Source organism: Paenibacillus harenae (assembly GCF_030812415.1).
In the GTDB taxonomy this organism is placed as follows: Bacteria; Bacillota; Bacilli; order Paenibacillales; family Paenibacillaceae; genus Pristimantibacillus; species Pristimantibacillus harenae_A.
The window spans coordinates 338,825-354,316 of record NZ_JAUSST010000007.1 but is presented as its reverse complement, the minus strand read 5'-3'; the positions used below and the strand labels follow the sequence as shown (position 1 = coordinate 354,316).

General features: G+C 43.9%; 13 protein-coding genes. 7 read left to right on the top strand and 6 right to left on the bottom strand.

Features of this window, described 5'->3' with window-relative positions:
• Nucleotides 1-28: 28 nt before the first annotated feature.
• Nucleotides 29-1,177 carry a low temperature requirement protein A gene (locus J2T14_RS25540; protein WP_307204923.1) on the bottom strand — a complete coding sequence of 383 codons (1,149 nt, stop codon included), beginning with the start codon at nt 1,175-1,177 and terminating at the stop codon, nt 29-31.
• Between the two features lie 612 nt (nt 1,178-1,789).
• Here J2T14_RS25540 and J2T14_RS25535 point away from each other — a divergent pair.
• Nucleotides 1,790-2,641 carry an AraC family transcriptional regulator gene (locus J2T14_RS25535; protein WP_307475448.1) on the top strand — a complete coding sequence of 284 codons (852 nt, stop codon included), beginning with the start codon at nt 1,790-1,792 and terminating at the stop codon, nt 2,639-2,641.
• A gap of 132 nt (nt 2,642-2,773) precedes the next feature.
• Here J2T14_RS25535 and J2T14_RS25530 read toward each other — a convergent pair whose 3' ends face one another.
• The 4 genes from J2T14_RS25530 to J2T14_RS25515 form a co-directional block, all read right to left on the bottom strand.
• A complete protein-coding gene (locus tag J2T14_RS25530; protein WP_307475445.1) occupies nt 2,774-3,664 on the bottom strand; it encodes an SDR family oxidoreductase in 891 nt (296 codons plus the stop codon).
• A 429-nt stretch (nt 3,665-4,093) separates the two neighbouring features.
• Nucleotides 4,094-5,194, bottom strand: coding sequence for a GerAB/ArcD/ProY family transporter (locus J2T14_RS25525; protein ID WP_307475443.1), 1,101 nt, complete (start codon nt 5,192-5,194; stop codon nt 4,094-4,096).
• The gene (locus J2T14_RS25520; RefSeq protein WP_307475441.1) at nt 5,194-6,252 is read right to left on the bottom strand and encodes a Ger(x)C family spore germination protein; all 1,059 of its coding nucleotides are present in this window, start codon (nt 6,250-6,252) and stop codon (nt 5,194-5,196) included. The genes J2T14_RS25525 and J2T14_RS25520 overlap by 1 nt, the downstream gene beginning before the upstream one ends.
• 25 nt (nt 6,253-6,277) lie before the next feature.
• The gene (locus J2T14_RS25515; protein ID WP_307475439.1) at nt 6,278-7,750 is read right to left on the bottom strand and encodes a spore germination protein; all 1,473 of its coding nucleotides are present in this window, start codon (nt 7,748-7,750) and stop codon (nt 6,278-6,280) included.
• Nucleotides 7,751-8,044: 294 nt separating this feature from the next.
• Between J2T14_RS25515 and J2T14_RS25510 the strand changes: the two genes are divergently transcribed.
• On the top strand, nt 8,045-8,425 hold the full coding sequence (locus J2T14_RS25510) for a hypothetical protein (RefSeq protein ID WP_307475437.1): 381 nt from the start codon (nt 8,045-8,047) through the stop codon (nt 8,423-8,425).
• Nucleotides 8,426-8,466: 41 nt separating this feature from the next.
• Here the strand turns inward: J2T14_RS25510 and J2T14_RS31005 are convergent, their stop codons facing one another.
• Nucleotides 8,467-8,640 carry a phosphodiester glycosidase family protein gene (locus J2T14_RS31005; protein WP_373458207.1) on the bottom strand — a complete coding sequence of 58 codons (174 nt, stop codon included), beginning with the start codon at nt 8,638-8,640 and terminating at the stop codon, nt 8,467-8,469.
• 432 nt (nt 8,641-9,072) lie between these two features.
• Here J2T14_RS31005 and J2T14_RS25505 point away from each other — a divergent pair, with 432 nt between their 5' ends.
• The 5 genes from J2T14_RS25505 to J2T14_RS25485 all read left to right on the top strand — a co-directional run bounded on the left by J2T14_RS25505 (nt 9,073) and on the right by J2T14_RS25485 (nt 15,474).
• Entirely contained in the window at nt 9,073-10,086 is a 1,014-nt protein-coding gene (locus J2T14_RS25505) for a response regulator transcription factor (RefSeq protein WP_307475432.1), read from the top strand.
• On the top strand, nt 10,083-11,924 hold the full coding sequence (locus tag J2T14_RS25500) for a cache domain-containing sensor histidine kinase (protein ID WP_307475430.1): 1,842 nt from the start codon (nt 10,083-10,085) through the stop codon (nt 11,922-11,924). The genes J2T14_RS25505 and J2T14_RS25500 overlap by 4 nt, the downstream gene beginning before the upstream one ends.
• A gap of 77 nt (nt 11,925-12,001) precedes the next feature.
• A complete protein-coding gene (locus J2T14_RS25495) occupies nt 12,002-13,543 on the top strand; it encodes an extracellular solute-binding protein (RefSeq protein ID WP_307475428.1) in 1,542 nt (513 codons plus the stop codon).
• A gap of 177 nt (nt 13,544-13,720) precedes the next feature.
• Nucleotides 13,721-14,605 carry an ABC transporter permease gene (locus tag J2T14_RS25490; protein ID WP_307475426.1) on the top strand — a complete coding sequence of 295 codons (885 nt, stop codon included), beginning with the start codon at nt 13,721-13,723 and terminating at the stop codon, nt 14,603-14,605.
• Complete coding sequence (locus J2T14_RS25485; protein WP_307475423.1) at nt 14,605-15,474, top strand: carbohydrate ABC transporter permease; 870 nt, start codon at nt 14,605-14,607, stop codon at nt 15,472-15,474. Before J2T14_RS25490 ends, J2T14_RS25485 begins: the two co-directional genes overlap by 1 nt.
• Nucleotides 15,475-15,492 lie beyond the last annotated feature (18 nt).

The following is a 15,492-nucleotide window of genomic DNA, read 5'->3' as shown; positions in this document are numbered from 1 at the left end:
GTTGTCTGCCCTGCTCCAATCTGAGGATTTAATTAGAAAATTTTTTATACTTGTGTTGTTCGATTACAATCATTCCTGCTAACACTAAAATCTGAATTGTCATCATTAGTAAAGTTCCCATCCAACTGAAGGCGTTGAACAAAAGAATGAATAAAGATAGAGCGGCTGCTCCAAGTCTCGTTCCAACTGGTCCAATGTGAACCAATCTTCTGAATATGGCGCTCCCGACAAGGTATAAGGCAATGCCGCCATTTAAGTACCATGAAAAAGAGTGTACCGATTCGTCGTTAAGGTGTTTAATGGCTACTTCGATACCTGAAGCAGAGATGACAATGCCAGATATCATAATTAAATGAGTATGCCAATAAGCCAGCATAGCCAAACGAGCGCGTTTCTCAAGCGATGCCTGCAACATATAATCTTCAGCCAGTATCGTATCCATGTGAAAATAACTCCACCATAAAGTGATGACGATGGCCAAACTCAAAATTATAGACACAAATAAAGTGAATTTGATTATGAAATGGCTGGAACCTAACCCTATGGACAAAATGGTTTCTCCTAACGCAATGAGCACAATCAAGCTGTGCCTTTCAACAAAATGCCGAGTGTTAATAACAAAATTATCGCCTTGATTTTTAAACGAAGCGTTCAGAATAACCAAAACAGCTGCAACCATCAACCACCAGCTCCATGTATACCAGGTATTCAATATTCCGGAGGCAAGAACCAAAAGAGCTGCTGAAAAGTTAAAAGGAGCTAAGTGTGTAATTGCTTTGATCGATGTTACATGAGGTGAATGTTTGAATAGAAGAATATGAATGATCGTAACAAGTAGAAAAGCGATGCCGAACGGAGCGCCACCCGCCCTGAAAATAGATGGAATACTAATGGCCATAATAAGAAAGCCGGCCATACCGCAAAACATCAGCATCCTATAAATAAATCGGTCTGTTCCGATATTATTTGCCAGCCAAGCATATCCTCCATACATCCACCAAATTACGGTCAGAACCAATATAGCTTTAAACACATCCAATAAGGAGTGTGCATCGATCACTAAATGGGCTACCTGAGTAATGGTGAAAACAAATACCAAGTCAAAGAAAAGTTCAAGGTAGGATACTTTGGCTTCCATATCAGCTTTTTCAGAGTCTCCGCGCCGCAATTGATGCATAGTGAGTCACCACCAGTTATTATTTTTGTTTGTTCTTGTCGATTGATAAGCTTACTATACCGAAATTTTACGAGGTTCGCTTTTCTACAAAGTTCTAACTTATTGTTCATTTAGCCCATGCCTGAAAATTAATCTTGCAAAAGTGTGACTCCTAACTAAGAATCAGATACATCATATCCTTAAGAAATAAAATGCTGAAAAGAATTTATCGAACTCTCGAATTAATCTCCGGAATAAAATAGACGATCCTGATCATCGTTCTCAGGATCGTCTTATTTTATTTTTGGTGTTGTTGACGCTTGGGCAAGCCGAATTGCCGCCTTTGGACGATCGAATGAAAATTCGATTCCTGCGGCTCGGCGGTGACGGGTAAATCCATCGCTTTAGGTTATAATAAATGTAAAAGAATAAAACCCGGATCGCTGGTAACGAATTCAGGGATGCGTCAATAATTGTCCGTTATGGGGGCAGCTATTACCGATCTACGGGTATTGATATATCGGTAAAGTATCATGTTTTAGATTTGTTAGAACATTAAATGAAAATCTTAAATAGAAAGGAGGAATCATATTGCTCATAAGGTCCAGTAAGGTTGTAAAGGTGCCTCTAGAATTGACAACTGCTCCATATCATCAGAGTATTTTAGAAATGAACGGGTTATCTGTCATAGAATCGTGTACGCATACACAAAATAACGCGGGAAGCATGTTTCTTGAGGACCACTTGCTTTTGTTTGTACTTAAAGGTAAGTATACCGTTCGCTACGGGAACCAGTCATATACGGTAAAGAAGAATGAGATGGTTCTCTTGCAGAAGTCAATCACTGTCGAGTATGAGAAGTCGGGGGAGAAGGACGAGGAATATTTGCTCGACTATATGATGTTTTTTTTAAAGGAAGATTTAATTAACGAGTTTGTCAAGATGGCCGATCTTAAGCCCTCCTATCCTGCGGCTCTTGTTGCAGTATCGGTTAAATCAGTAAATGACCGTCTTATTAGTTATATTGAATCTCTAAAACCTTATTTTAAACAACCTGACGAAATAAGCAGTGGGCTTATCAAGATTAAACTGCTTGAATTGCTATTTGATGTGGCAGACACAAATGAAAATTTTTATTTTCAGCTATTGCAATTGAAACGGAAAGAAAGAAAAAGCATTACGGAGGTTATTGAAGAAAACATATTTAATCCCGTATCTTTAAATGATCTCGCCCATTTGTCTGGAAGAAGCTTATCAACCTTTAAGCGGGAGTTTAAAGAAATTTATAATACTTCTCCTTTATACTATATACGTAAGCGTAGGATGGATAAGGCAAAAGAGCTGCTGACTCATACTTCACTCTCTGTAACTGATGTCTGCTTTTCTACGGGATTTGAAAATGTATCTCACTTTTCAAAAGTGTTTAAGGAGAGATTTGGTATTTCTCCATCGCTGCTTAAAAAACCGCTAAGATTAACAGAATAGATAAGATTATACGGATGCATAGGCTTGAGTTCCCCCCTTGGCATAATTTTTGCGATGTAAAAGCGCGGATATTTGGAGGTTTCCAAACGCCAACATTTTAACATTAAAACGTTGGCGGGAACCCCGAAGCGGTTATTGACCGAAAACCGATCCCCCGTTCACATGGATCACCTGTCCCATCACATAAGTGGAATCGCCCGATGCTAGGTAGACGTACGCCGGTGCAATCTCCCAAGGCTGGGCGTCCCGTCTCATAGGATGATCAAAACCGGCCGACATATAAAGCTGCGGAGGCAGCGATGCCGGTTGTAGAGGCGTCCACGTTCTACCCGGAGCAACTGCATTTACACGGATTCCGCGGTCGATCAGCGACACGCTCAAGGAACGCGTAAACGTGTTAATCGCGCCTTTGGTCGTTGAATAGTCGATCATCCCTTTAAATCCGATATTTGCGGTTTCTGAAGAGGTGTTGATGATCGTACTTCCCGGTTTCAAGTAAGGGAGAGCCGCTTTGGTGAGATAGAACATCGCAAAAATATTCGTTCGAAAAGTCCGTTCCAGCTGTTCGCGCGTAATGTTTTCGATGCTCTCCTGATAAAACTGCACCGCCGCGTTGTTGACCAGGCAGTCGATTCGGCCGAAAGTGCGGTTCGTCATTTCCACCACATGCCCGCAAAATGATTCTTCTCCGATATCTCCGGCGAGCGTGAGGCACCTTCGACCCAACTGATTGATCCTTGCCGACGTCTCCTGAGCATCCCCGTGTTCATTGTAATATACGACGACGATGTCCGCTCCTTCTTTGGCGAACGCGTACGCCACAGCTCTTCCAATCCCGCTGTCTCCGCCCGTTATAATCGCTACTTTATCGCGCAGCTTTCCGCTTCCGGCATATGCGGGATTTTCGGAAACGGGTCTTGGAATCATGATGGATTCGATACCGGGCTGCTGGGGTTGATACTGCGGCGGATAGTAAACCGGAATCGTTTTACACTCGTTATAACTTCCGTAAATGGGCTTCATGATATCCCGTCCTTCTTGAAAGCTGAGATATCATAACTTATGCCCATTGTGGATTGGTGATGCCCATTTTGCTTGATCGGCTTAACAGGAGTGTTTTTGTTTTTTTATTTTTACCTCCATAAACAAACTTGCAAAATATGTTTCGATTAGGGGGACCCGATAGCGGTGGGCATCGGAATAGGGAAGACTTAATGCCGGGTACGAACGCCCCAGAAGAGAAGGCCCCTTGTTCAACATCGGTAAAATAATTGTCCGGGGTTCCGATTGAGTACACTAAGTTAGCAAAGAGTTGAAGTAATGGAAGCGGGAAAAATTCTCTTGAATAAGGGAAATTTCTAATGGTTAGAAGATATGAAATGCCTAAAAGAATTAGAGGCATTTCCAACTGCAGCCGTTTCGCTCAAGTCGTTACGAATCATTTCGGATGAATCACTGTGCAAGCCGCTTACCCTTCATTTTTTTTATCGCGAAATAAAGAACAAACAGCAGAGGGATATAAGCGATAACGAAATAAAATCCAATTTGCGAAGTGAAACGGCTTAAAGCATAGATTTTAGTCTGATCGTTAAATGGTTGAGCCGCGATAAAAAGGAACGCGAGTACGACAACCAAAAATAACTGTGGCTTTAACGCAAACAATCTTTTCGTTATTCTTGTGCAACACCATAATGGAATGCAAACGGTTGGGATGATGATCATGAGCCAAATAAAAATGAACAGATATTCGAATCTCTCAAGAAATGGCACTTCGATGATTTTCATCATCTCTAAGGTAGGCCAAAGAGTTCGACTCAGATGTCCTTGGCTGAAATAAAGGAGGGTAACGATTAATAGCGCCAGATATTTGATTGTGCTAAAAAGCAGGGCGAAATGCGCCCATTTTATGTTAGTTTGCGGGGACTTTAAAAATGGAAAATACAACAGCAATGATTCAAAACCGAGAAAGACAACACTCGAAGATTGCGAGGACTTCAATAAGTCTGAGAAAGAATGGTTGAATAGAGGGAAGAAATAACTTAACTGCCCGTATTGCAATGGAAAATATAACGAGAACATGAGCCCGGTGGATAATAGTACGCTAAAAAAACAAAAACCCGTCAGGACTCTGAAACCTCCGGTTATTAAGTAGTATAAAATGATAAGCAGCGCAAGCGATAATTCCCACGTCTTTAAAGAGGGGAAAATCCATACCCGAAGGATGTTGATGTAAGCCAGCAGGACCGTAAGCGCAATAATAAAGAAGTATCCGATCAACAATAGGGATACAGCGTTCCCAAATAACCTGCCGAAGCAAAAACGGTGAATATCGATGATATCCTTGGAGGGATTATTCAGGATCTTAACCATCATCCATAATACAATATGTAAGCATAAACCTGCGATAATGACGGCAATCCAAGAATCTTGTCCGGCGCTTTCAATAATCTGACGTTGAAAGCTGAGCATGCCGATTCCCGTTTGAGTGGAATGAATGAGAAAAAATACAAGAAAGCCGGACATTTTGAAATTTTCTTTAACTGCGCTGTGCATTATGTCCCCACCCCTGATTGAGAAAAGATAACTTCAGTATGGATGATAAAATTAAGCTTTGGATAGGTGTCTCTATAAAAATCCTCTTCGTTCCATTCTTTTAATTTTCCCCTGTACAATTCTCCAAACCCGGCAGGGTCGACGTTATGAATTTGGAATTTTTCGATTACGGCAACGATCTTCCGCTGAAACTCATCTTCGACTCGATTTTTCAGATCGCTCATTTCTTTATTGTCCATCAAGTTTACGGTTGCCGGATATTCTTTGATCTGAGCATGTAAAACAAAAGAAACAACAGCCTTTTCATTCGTGAGGGATATGTTCCTTTTTCCATTTAACAAATTCATTAAAATGCGTTCGTTTTTGCCCGTTGTCAACTCCAATTGCCCTGTCAGGTTTTTATCTTTCAGAAGCTTTAGAAAAAAAGCCTCTTGACGGTTGATCTGCAGCGTGAATTTTTCTCTTTTAAAGATACCTGCCCCATCCATATGCAATAGTCCGTCCGGGTCTATATTTACAATCGGCAAGAAGATATCTTGGCCTTCGCCAAAATATTGATTCAGCAATATGTGTAAATTTGTTGTCGGCGTATTTCCGTCCTTCATATTTTGTTCAATTAAATTCGAAAAATAATAAGGCGGTTGTTTCAAAGAATGCGTGAGTATCTTGTTCGAAGTTTGATTGGTTAGAACAACGGTAGTATTGCTTCCCATCACGGAATCGCGGAGAAGCGAATTGATAAGCTCCGATAGTCTATGCTTTGCAAAGTCTTTGCTTAATACCAATGTACGGGTCTGGCCAAGCGCGATCGGGAACTGGGATTGGGCCGTGAACGACGCAGTAATGCCTTGAACCGTGTCCGATTGTCCTGCCATTAATAAAAGCGGACTGCCCCCATGCGTAGTTTTGTACAACGGGTACGATGCAAAGCCCTTTATGGCTTGTCCTTCCATGTCATATCCTAAACTTTGCACAATCTTTATTTCATCAATGATTTGTAATTTGGCGCATCCCGATAGAACGAGAGCCAGCGATAAGCTTAGACCAATCATCTTCATCGTATCTTCTCCTGGGTATAAGATTCTATTCTTCGTTAAAGTTGTCCCCTTTATCCTTTCTCGGACGGACGTTGTACCGTTTCTGCGTGAGCGGACGCAGGTACCCCGGGCGTAAATAAGAGAATTCGACGGAAGAGCGAACGAAACTGTCTCGATAATCCTTGTAACGGAAAGGGAACATAGGGACGAGATAGGGATTGCCTAACGATTTTAGTCTCAAGAGGTGTCCCAGAATAAGCACAATCCCCATCATAATGCCAAGTCCCCCCCATAGAGCGGCAAGGCCGATTAACGGAAACCGTAAAAAACGAATGGTGTTCGACATTTTATAAATAGGAGTCGTAAATGAAGCAAGAGCGGATAGAGAAACGAAAATGAGCAGAATATTGCTTGTGAGGGCGGCAGCTACCGCCGCTTGCCCGATAACAATACCGCCGACGATACCCAGCGTTTGGCCCACCTTCGTGGGGAGCCTGGCTCCTGCTTCGCGCAAAAGCTCGATCGTTATTTCTAGAAACAAGGCTTCCACGACGGGCATAAAGGGTACGTCGACTCTTGAGTTGATAATGGAACCCATGAGTTCCCTAGGGATGACCGAATAGTGGAAACTAGTTACGGCTACATAGATAGGGGTTGCCATAATGGAAAAAAGAACACCGAAATACCGGATGAGGCGAAAGAAGGAACCAATAACCCACGGGAGATAATAATCTTCAGGAGAAATGAAAAAATCGAAGATCGTTGCAGGTCCGATTAATACATACGGAGAGCCGTTGCATACGATGACAAGCTGTCCGGAGATCAGAGCATATTTGATCCGGTCGACTCGTTCGGACGTCATAAATAAAGGGAAAGGCGAATTGGAGTTATCTGTAATGACTTGGTCGATAAAAGAACTATCGAAGATGACGTCGAAATCAAAATCAGAAAGTCTTTGTCTAACGGTGTTAACGTGTTGAGGGCTTGTTATCCCGTCAATGTAACCGATAGCGACTCTAGTTTTGGATAAGGAACCGACGGTGCTTTCTTCAAATTTGAGTTTATCCGACTTGATGATTCTGCGAATCAGTTTCAGATTGGTATCGATATCTTCGACAAACCCGACTCTCGGTCCGACAACGCTGTATTCGTTTTCGGTATCGTTATTTTTGCGAATGGCGCTGTTTAAATCACCGATATTGATTAATATTCCTTCGTTATAGTTTTCGTCCAACTGTATAAAGACGGATCCGTTCATTAAATGCTCCATTATTTCATCGGCTCCAGATGATACCCGTATATCCTCAATAGGGATTAGAGCGCGCAATTCCTGCAGATGATTAATACTGCTCTCCGGAGTTTTGAGAAAGGTCAATATTTCGTGATGCAATTGTTCTCTGCTAATGAGCGTATTGTAATAGGACAAATAAAAAGAGTTCCATTTCGTATGCACGCTGGTTTGCGCAAAATCGTCGGATCCGGATATTTCTTTTAATGAGTCGTGGAAAGTTCTTTGCATGTGTATACCACCTATCGGCTTATGAAAATAGTCATGAGCGTATCATTTACCAACTATAAATTTGTTATTCATAGATGTCGGGAATTAAAATGGTTCCGAAAATGGGTATTGGAGCGATTACTCCATGGAATAAGTGATTTTCTCTATCCTCTTATCGCTGACAGGCAGTTGCATGTTCTGTTGAATAATGATTATATTGTCTCATAAGTAGCAATTCCTTTCTGATAAGTTCTTACTTAATACGAAAGTCACCCCGAAATGATAAGACGAATAATCTTAAGGAGTTGAGCTCGAATGAAAAAGTTTCTTTTGCCTACGATCTTCGTCGTCGCCCTCATCTTTGCCGTAGGTTGCAGTAATGCAGATCGGAATGCAGCAACATACAAAGTAAATGGAGATATTGATGTAGTAGAAAAGACGGGGGGAACTGTGGAAGGCGTTAAGTCGGAATACATTGTTAAATTAACGGACATGCAGCAGGAATCTGAGTCGAACAAAAGTGTAGCTGTGAACGGGACGTTCTCGATAACAAAAAATACCTCGATCTACAAACAATCAGGTGATAAAAAGGAAAAGACAGATATTTCGGCAATCGAAATAGGGAAAAGTGCAGAAATTATTTGGCGTTTTGCAAACGATCATCTTACTGAGGCAGTTGAAATTAACATTAAATAATGAGAAAAAGCCAGCGCGGTTGCAGCTGGCTTTTCTCTATTTTAGGTGGTTGAGTTGAGTCGAACCATGTTCCACGCATAACGGTCAGGATCGGAACCCCGATCTTTGATCGTAGCATTATTCGCGTAGACTTGCATCCGCGCCGAACCGGAGCCATCTAAGTGGATTGCATTAATGCAGCCAAGGTCCTTGAAGAGCTGACGCAAATCATACAGCGTAGCATTCGCTTTCGAGATGGAATTTTCGTTTTACAGGATTCTTAACGAAATGTATAGTTTGATTGACGTAATGTAAGCAGCTGTCCTATGAACAGCTGTTTTTTTATTTTATATGGACTTTCGAAATTCAGGTTAAAAAAACTTCCCATCTTGTTGCGGTTATCTTTATTGGGTATATTAATTTTTACGGTTATGATTTCGATCATGGCTGCAAATGATTACAGTGCCATCATTGTCGTATAGAAATGACAGCGGTTACATCAAAGGCGTTATTTCGCAATTGAATCAGTCCATTTCCCCGAAAAGCAATGATGTGAAAAGAATTATGGAGTTCCGCGAAATAACTTGTCCTATTATAGCCGCCATCATCATTTCGGACGGAGGCTCCTTTTGTTTCGATTATTAGAAAAGGATGCGGGAGGTTTTAAAATGCTTAAGGTATTGGTGGCGGAAGACGAGCCTTGGATCAGAGCGGCCATTGTAGAGATGGTAGAGGGTCTCGGCCATGATATTAAAGTCGTGGGCGACGCAACGAACGGCATAGAAGCATGGCACATGATTCAGCAATTGTGGCCGACAGTATTGATAACGGATATTATGATGCCGGTGATGGACGGTCTGGAACTGGTGCGGAACATTTCGGAGAATAAAATCCCGATGGCGGTCATTATCATCAGCGGATATGAAAGTTTTCAATACGCGCAAAAAGCAATCAGTTACGGGGTAAGTAAATATCTGCTTAAGCCTGTGAAACGGGAAGAACTTCAGGACGTTCTGTTCGAAGTGATGGGGAAATTGACGGAAATCGAGAAAATGAACCATTATTTGATTAAAATCCAGACGTTTTTCGATACGATCAACGATATTGACCCGGCAGGGGGCATGAAACGCCTGTACCAAATTGTTGACAATATCCACACGATCAAACATGTAAACTACGGCGCTTATTTGAGCTTGCTCCGGATTGTGGAATCAAAGATCAGCTCCCTGTTGAACAGCATCGAAGCGGAACATTCCTTGATGACTCACTTCAGCGGGGCTTCGGATCCGGAAATTCGGCAGCATCTGGGCAAGTTGGCGGAATCCTGGTTTCTTCACCCAGAACGCAATAAAAAGGAATTCAAACAAATCATTAAATCGGCATGCGATTTCATTCATGAACATTACCAGGACGATCTTACACTGACGCAAATGGCGGAGTATACGGGTTTAAGCATCTCCCATTTCAGTTCTCTCTTTAAGAGGTATACCGGAGAGTCGCTCATTGCTTATATTAACCAGGTGCGGGTTGAGAAGGCGAAGGAATGGCTGCGGAACTCAAACGATAAAATCTACCTGATCGCGGAAAAGGTCGGATTTTCAAGCCAGCCGTATTTTATACGGGTGTTCAAAAATGTGACGGGGATGTCCCCGAATGAATATAGAAAGAGCATGGGGATATGAAAATGAATATGAAGCAGCGGTTTCAACGGTTGTCCTTAAAGCAGAAAATAGTCGCCAGCTTTATCAGTATTGCATTGATCGCTGTATTGTCCATGAACTACATCTCTCACTTCTACTACAGCCGGGCGACGCAGCAGGATTTTTACAATATTGCCGAAACCACAACGGTTAGTCTGAACCATCAGTTGGAAATATATTTTCAACAGATTGCCAGATCCACATACGCCATGAACGCGGGTGTGCTGCGTTATTCGAGCATACTGCAGCAGGACAATTCGAGCTTGATTCAGGATTGGCTCAGGGACGATTCGACGATGAGTCTGGAGAATCGTTACATGATCAGAGAAATGCTTAACAAGTATATTGCGTTTAATTATCCCGAGATCGAGGACATCTATCTTATGTCGCAGGATCGAAGAGTTTTGCAAGCGTCGGGCTCTTTCACGGATGCTGAGCTGGCAAGACTTCTATGGTACCAACGGCCCCTTAATACAAAACTGGAAATATTCCCGACGTTCTACGAGGACCGTCGAACCATTCCGCTCATTGCTGTTGCCATTCCCATCTTTGACGTGAAAGATACGACTTTATCGGGTCAGCTTGTATTGCATATGAGATTGACCGAAATCAAGAACATGATTGGAAATATGCGGATAGGCGATACGGGCTACATCCTTATGGTATCCCCGGACGGAAGAATCGTATACCACCCCGACGAGGACATGCTCGCTTCCCCAATCGGGGAAACCGAGCTTTCGTGGCTTACGCTTAGCAAGCCAAACTCCCTTCAGACATGGCAGGGCAAGCAGTATCTTGTTTCCTACAGCATTTCCGAACTGACCGGTTGGAAGACGATTGCGTTGGTGCCTCTGGGGGAGATGGCCACTGGTCTGCAAATCGCGCAGATATCCGCCGTCGTCGTGATGGGTTTGCTTATTCTGCTCATCATGATTTCGGTACCGTTCGCTGCAAATCGTATTACAAGGCCGATGATTGAGCTGAAAAGAGCGATGGAAAAGCTGCAGACCGGCGATTTAACCGTACGAGCGCCCGTCACTCCGGGGAGCGACGAGATCCAGTTGCTTAGTTTAAGCTTCAATCGTATGGCCGGACGGCTGAGTGAGCTGGTAAATACGGTATACAAAATGGAGCTTAAAGAAGTCCAGACGCAGCTGCTTCAGAAAGAAGCGACGATTCATGCACTGCAGAATCAAATCAACCCGCACCTCTTGTATAACACGCTCGATATCATCAAAAGTATCGCGTATTTGGAGGAGGTCCCGAAGATCGAAAAGATGGCGGAAAATTTGGCATCGTTATACAGGTTTACGGCAAAGCTGGAGCAGTCGGAGATTAGTCTTGCAGAGGAATTGGATCATCTGAAGAGATATCTTGAGATTATCCATATTCGGTATACCCGGCATTTCGAAAGCAATGTTTATGTGGATGATAAATATAAGCACGCGCGCATTATCAAGCTTTCTATACAGCCTATCGTCGAGAATGCTGTGAAATATGCGGTTGAGCCCCGTAATGGAAAGGCTGCAGTTATGGTCAGCGCGTATCCCGAAGGAAATGACTTGATCATTGAGATTGCGGACAATGGGTCCGGAATCGATGACACTATTTTGCAAAATCTGAAAGAGCGGCTGATGATGATCACCAAACAGCCCAATCATGGAGTGAAAGCGTCTCAATCACTCGGACTAACAAATGTACACAGCCGGCTGGTACTTTATTACGGACAAAACTACGGAGTCGATATCCATTCCTTCCCGAATCAGGGGACTGTCATTTCGGTAAGGATTCCGTTCATAAAAAAGGATAACATTTCGTGAGATTGTACAATTTTAGAGGTATGAGAAGGATCTATAATTAACAATGTAAACAAAAACACCATTAGGGGAGTGTTACAATGAAGCTTTTGAAAGTGGTTACATTGTTGTTGCTGTCTCTCAGCCTGGTTGTCGGTTGTTCAGCCGGCAACAGCGGCGGAAATGCAACGACGGAAAACACGTCGACAAACACGGAGGCGGCCCCAACCGAGCAAGCGGCGAATAATGAAAAAAAGATTCCAATCACGATCGCCGTAAAATATTGGAATGGTGCGAAATGGGCGGAGGATCACCCGACCATCCAGTATTTGAACAAGAAATTCAATATCGACCTCAAGCTGCAGATCATTAACGGAGGAGAATACGGCGAAAAGTTTAAGGTCATTGCAGCCTCAGGTGATCTTCCGGACGTTTACAGCATCGGCGGATCTGATTTTCTTAATTGGCAATCCGAAGGCGCATTCGTAGATTTGATGCCATTATTGCCGAATTACCCGAACCTGAACAAGGCATATCCGGCCGACCACGAAGCGGTGAAAATGCTGAATCCGAGCGATAAGATATTCGGGTTAACTAATATCTCCTGGATCGTCCGGGACACGGTACAAATTCGTCAGGACTGGTTGGACAACCTGGGGATAACGCTTCCGACTGCCGATGAGTTTACGATCGACAAGTTTTATGAAATCGCAAAGGCATTCGCGACGCAGGATCCCGACAAGAACGGCGTTAACGGCGATACGATCGGCTTCACTGGATCTCTTCCACAGATCCGGAATGCGTTCGGCATTGCGAATGAATGGATGGAGAAAGACGGAAAGCTGATCCCGCGGCAGACGCAAGTAGAGGAGTATAAGGCTTATCTTGCCTTCATGAAGAAGGCTTATGACGAAGGTGTACTGGATAGAGACTTCGTGCTTCGCAAAGGCAATGAAGTTGAGGATATGATGAAGGGTAACAAGCTGGGAGTGTTCAACTATCACAACGGCTACCATCTGCTCCAAGGGGACATCAAGAAAAACAACCCGAATTTGAATCCGGTGGTCGCTCCGATGGCTCCGCCTATCGGTCCGAAGGGGGATCGAGGAAACAATGCATATGTGAACGGCTTGGACAAGGTAGTCATCAACGCCAAAGCGGATGCGGACAAGATTGATCGGATCCTGCAAATCTTCGATTGGTGGGTCACCGATGAAGGCACCTCGGTCATGAAGAATGGCATCGAAGGCATTCACTATAAGAAAAACGCAGAGGGCAAATACGAAGTCACCGACAAGTGGGAAAGCGGCTTTCCCCGGTTCTTGAACAGCTCATTGTTTACCCGTCCCGGCACCGATTTTATTATTTTCGCCTGGTCGACTGAGGAAGATATACAACGTCATAATGCCTATACGGAGCTCGCAAAACAATATCCGTGGACGAATGATGCCGGGGGACTCGAATTCTATTCGAATACGTACAAGGATAAATGGGCGAATTTGAACACCAAGTTCGAGGAAGCTGTTTTACAGATCATTGTTGGCAAACAACCGATCGAATATATCGAACAGGCTTCCAAGGACTGGATGGCAAACGGCGGAGAACAAATCATTAAAGAAATTAACGAAGCAGCCAACAAATAACCGATTTCAAGAGCATGGTTTAGGCAGGCCGCAACTTCACTTGCGGCCTGTCCTGCTCTTGGCGGTTGTGCCCGCGACGGAATAGGAGGGAGCTAAGAGGTTATGAGTCAATCCGCCATACAATCTCAGTCTGTTGGAGTCAAAAGGATTGCTGCGGCGAATGCAAGAGCGAGGTATATGAAACGCGCATTCCCGTTTTATTTGATGATTTTCCCCGGGGTGCTGTTATTCGTCATTTTTCGCTACCTACCGATGTTTGGTGTGTTCATCGCATTTAAAGACTACACGCCGTTCCGAGGCGTCTGGAAGAGCGAGTGGATCGGATTCCAAAATTTCGTCCGACTCTTTTCGGAACAGGACTTCTTGCTTCTGTTGAAAAACACATTGTACCTGAATCTGCTGGATACGTTCATCGGTTTCCCTTTTCCAATTCTGCTTGCGCTCCTGCTCAATGAAGTAAGAATCAAATATTTTAAAAACACCATGCAAACCATATTATACGCGCCGCATTTTTTATCCTGGGTCGTTATCGTAGGGATCACGGTGTTGTTCATGCGTTCGCAGGATGGCGGCTTGAACGTTCTCCTCGATGCTTTAGGATATGCACGCATCGATTTTATGACAAATCCGGACTATTTTCGCCCCCTCTGGTTATTCCATAATATTTGGCAAGGGGCCGGTTGGGGCGCAATTATCTATTTGGCGGCGATCGCCTCGATCGATCCGGCATTGTATGAGGCCGCAACGGTGGACGGCGCCAGCAGGCTGCGTCAGATCTGGCATATTACGTTGCCATCGTTGAAGACCATCATTGTGATTATGTTTATTTTGCGGCTCGGCAGTTTTATCGATGTTGGCTTCGAACATATTTTCTTGCTGCAAAATCCGTTGAACCTGCAAGTGTCGGACGTATTCGAAACGTACGTGTACCGCATAGGTCTCGTGCAGGGTGACTTCAGCTACTCGACTGCGGTCGGATTGTTTAAATCCGTCGTTGGACTCGTAATGATTGTCGCAGCCAATACGATCGCCAAGCGGCTCGGAGAGGAGGGAGTCTACTAATGGTGAAACTAATGTCGAAGGGCGACCGGGTTTTTACGGTCTTCGTATACGCCTTCTTGATCGCTTTCACGCTGTTGATCCTGTTTCCATTGTTCTATGTCATCTCAACTTCGTTCGCGCCGGAGCGGGACTATTACACGCGGGGATTCTTCCTCATCCCAAGCTCCTGGACGCTCGAAGCCTATCAATATTTGTTGTACAACCCCAGCTTCGTTGGCGCGTTAAAGAGCTCCGTCATCATTACCTTCTTCGGAACCATCATCAGTATGACATTAACTTCTATGATGGGATACGGGTTGTCGGAACGTTGGCTCAAGGGTCGAACGGCGATTAATTTTATGATTTTGTTTACGATGCTATTCTCCGGCGGTCTTATCCCAAGTTACCTGGTCGTGTCCGGTCTTCATCTCATCGATACGTATTGGGCGCTTTGGTTGCCGGGAGCCGTCAGTGCGTTTAGCGTAATTGTCATGCGCGGCTTCTTCGGATCGATTCCTTATGAGCTTAAGGAATCTGCAAGGATCGACGGATGCGGGGAATGGAGGCTTTTTGGAACGATCATCCTTCCTTTGGCCAAGCCTGTGATCGCTACGTTTACCTTGTTTGGTATTGTGGGAAACTGGAATACTTATTTTTCGGCCGTGATCTATTTTAACGATGCTTCGAAATGGCCGCTGCAAGTATTTCTGAGACAGATGTTAATCCTGGAAGACGAGAAAATCGGTCAGCTTGCCGAACCGATATTTACGTACACTCCGTCGGCGCGTATGGCGGCGATCCTGATTACGGCAATTCCTCTGCTGGTCATTTATCCGTTCCTGCAGAAGTATTTCAACAAAGGCATGTTCATCGGATCGCTTAAGGGATAAATCGAGCTGGGATGAGGA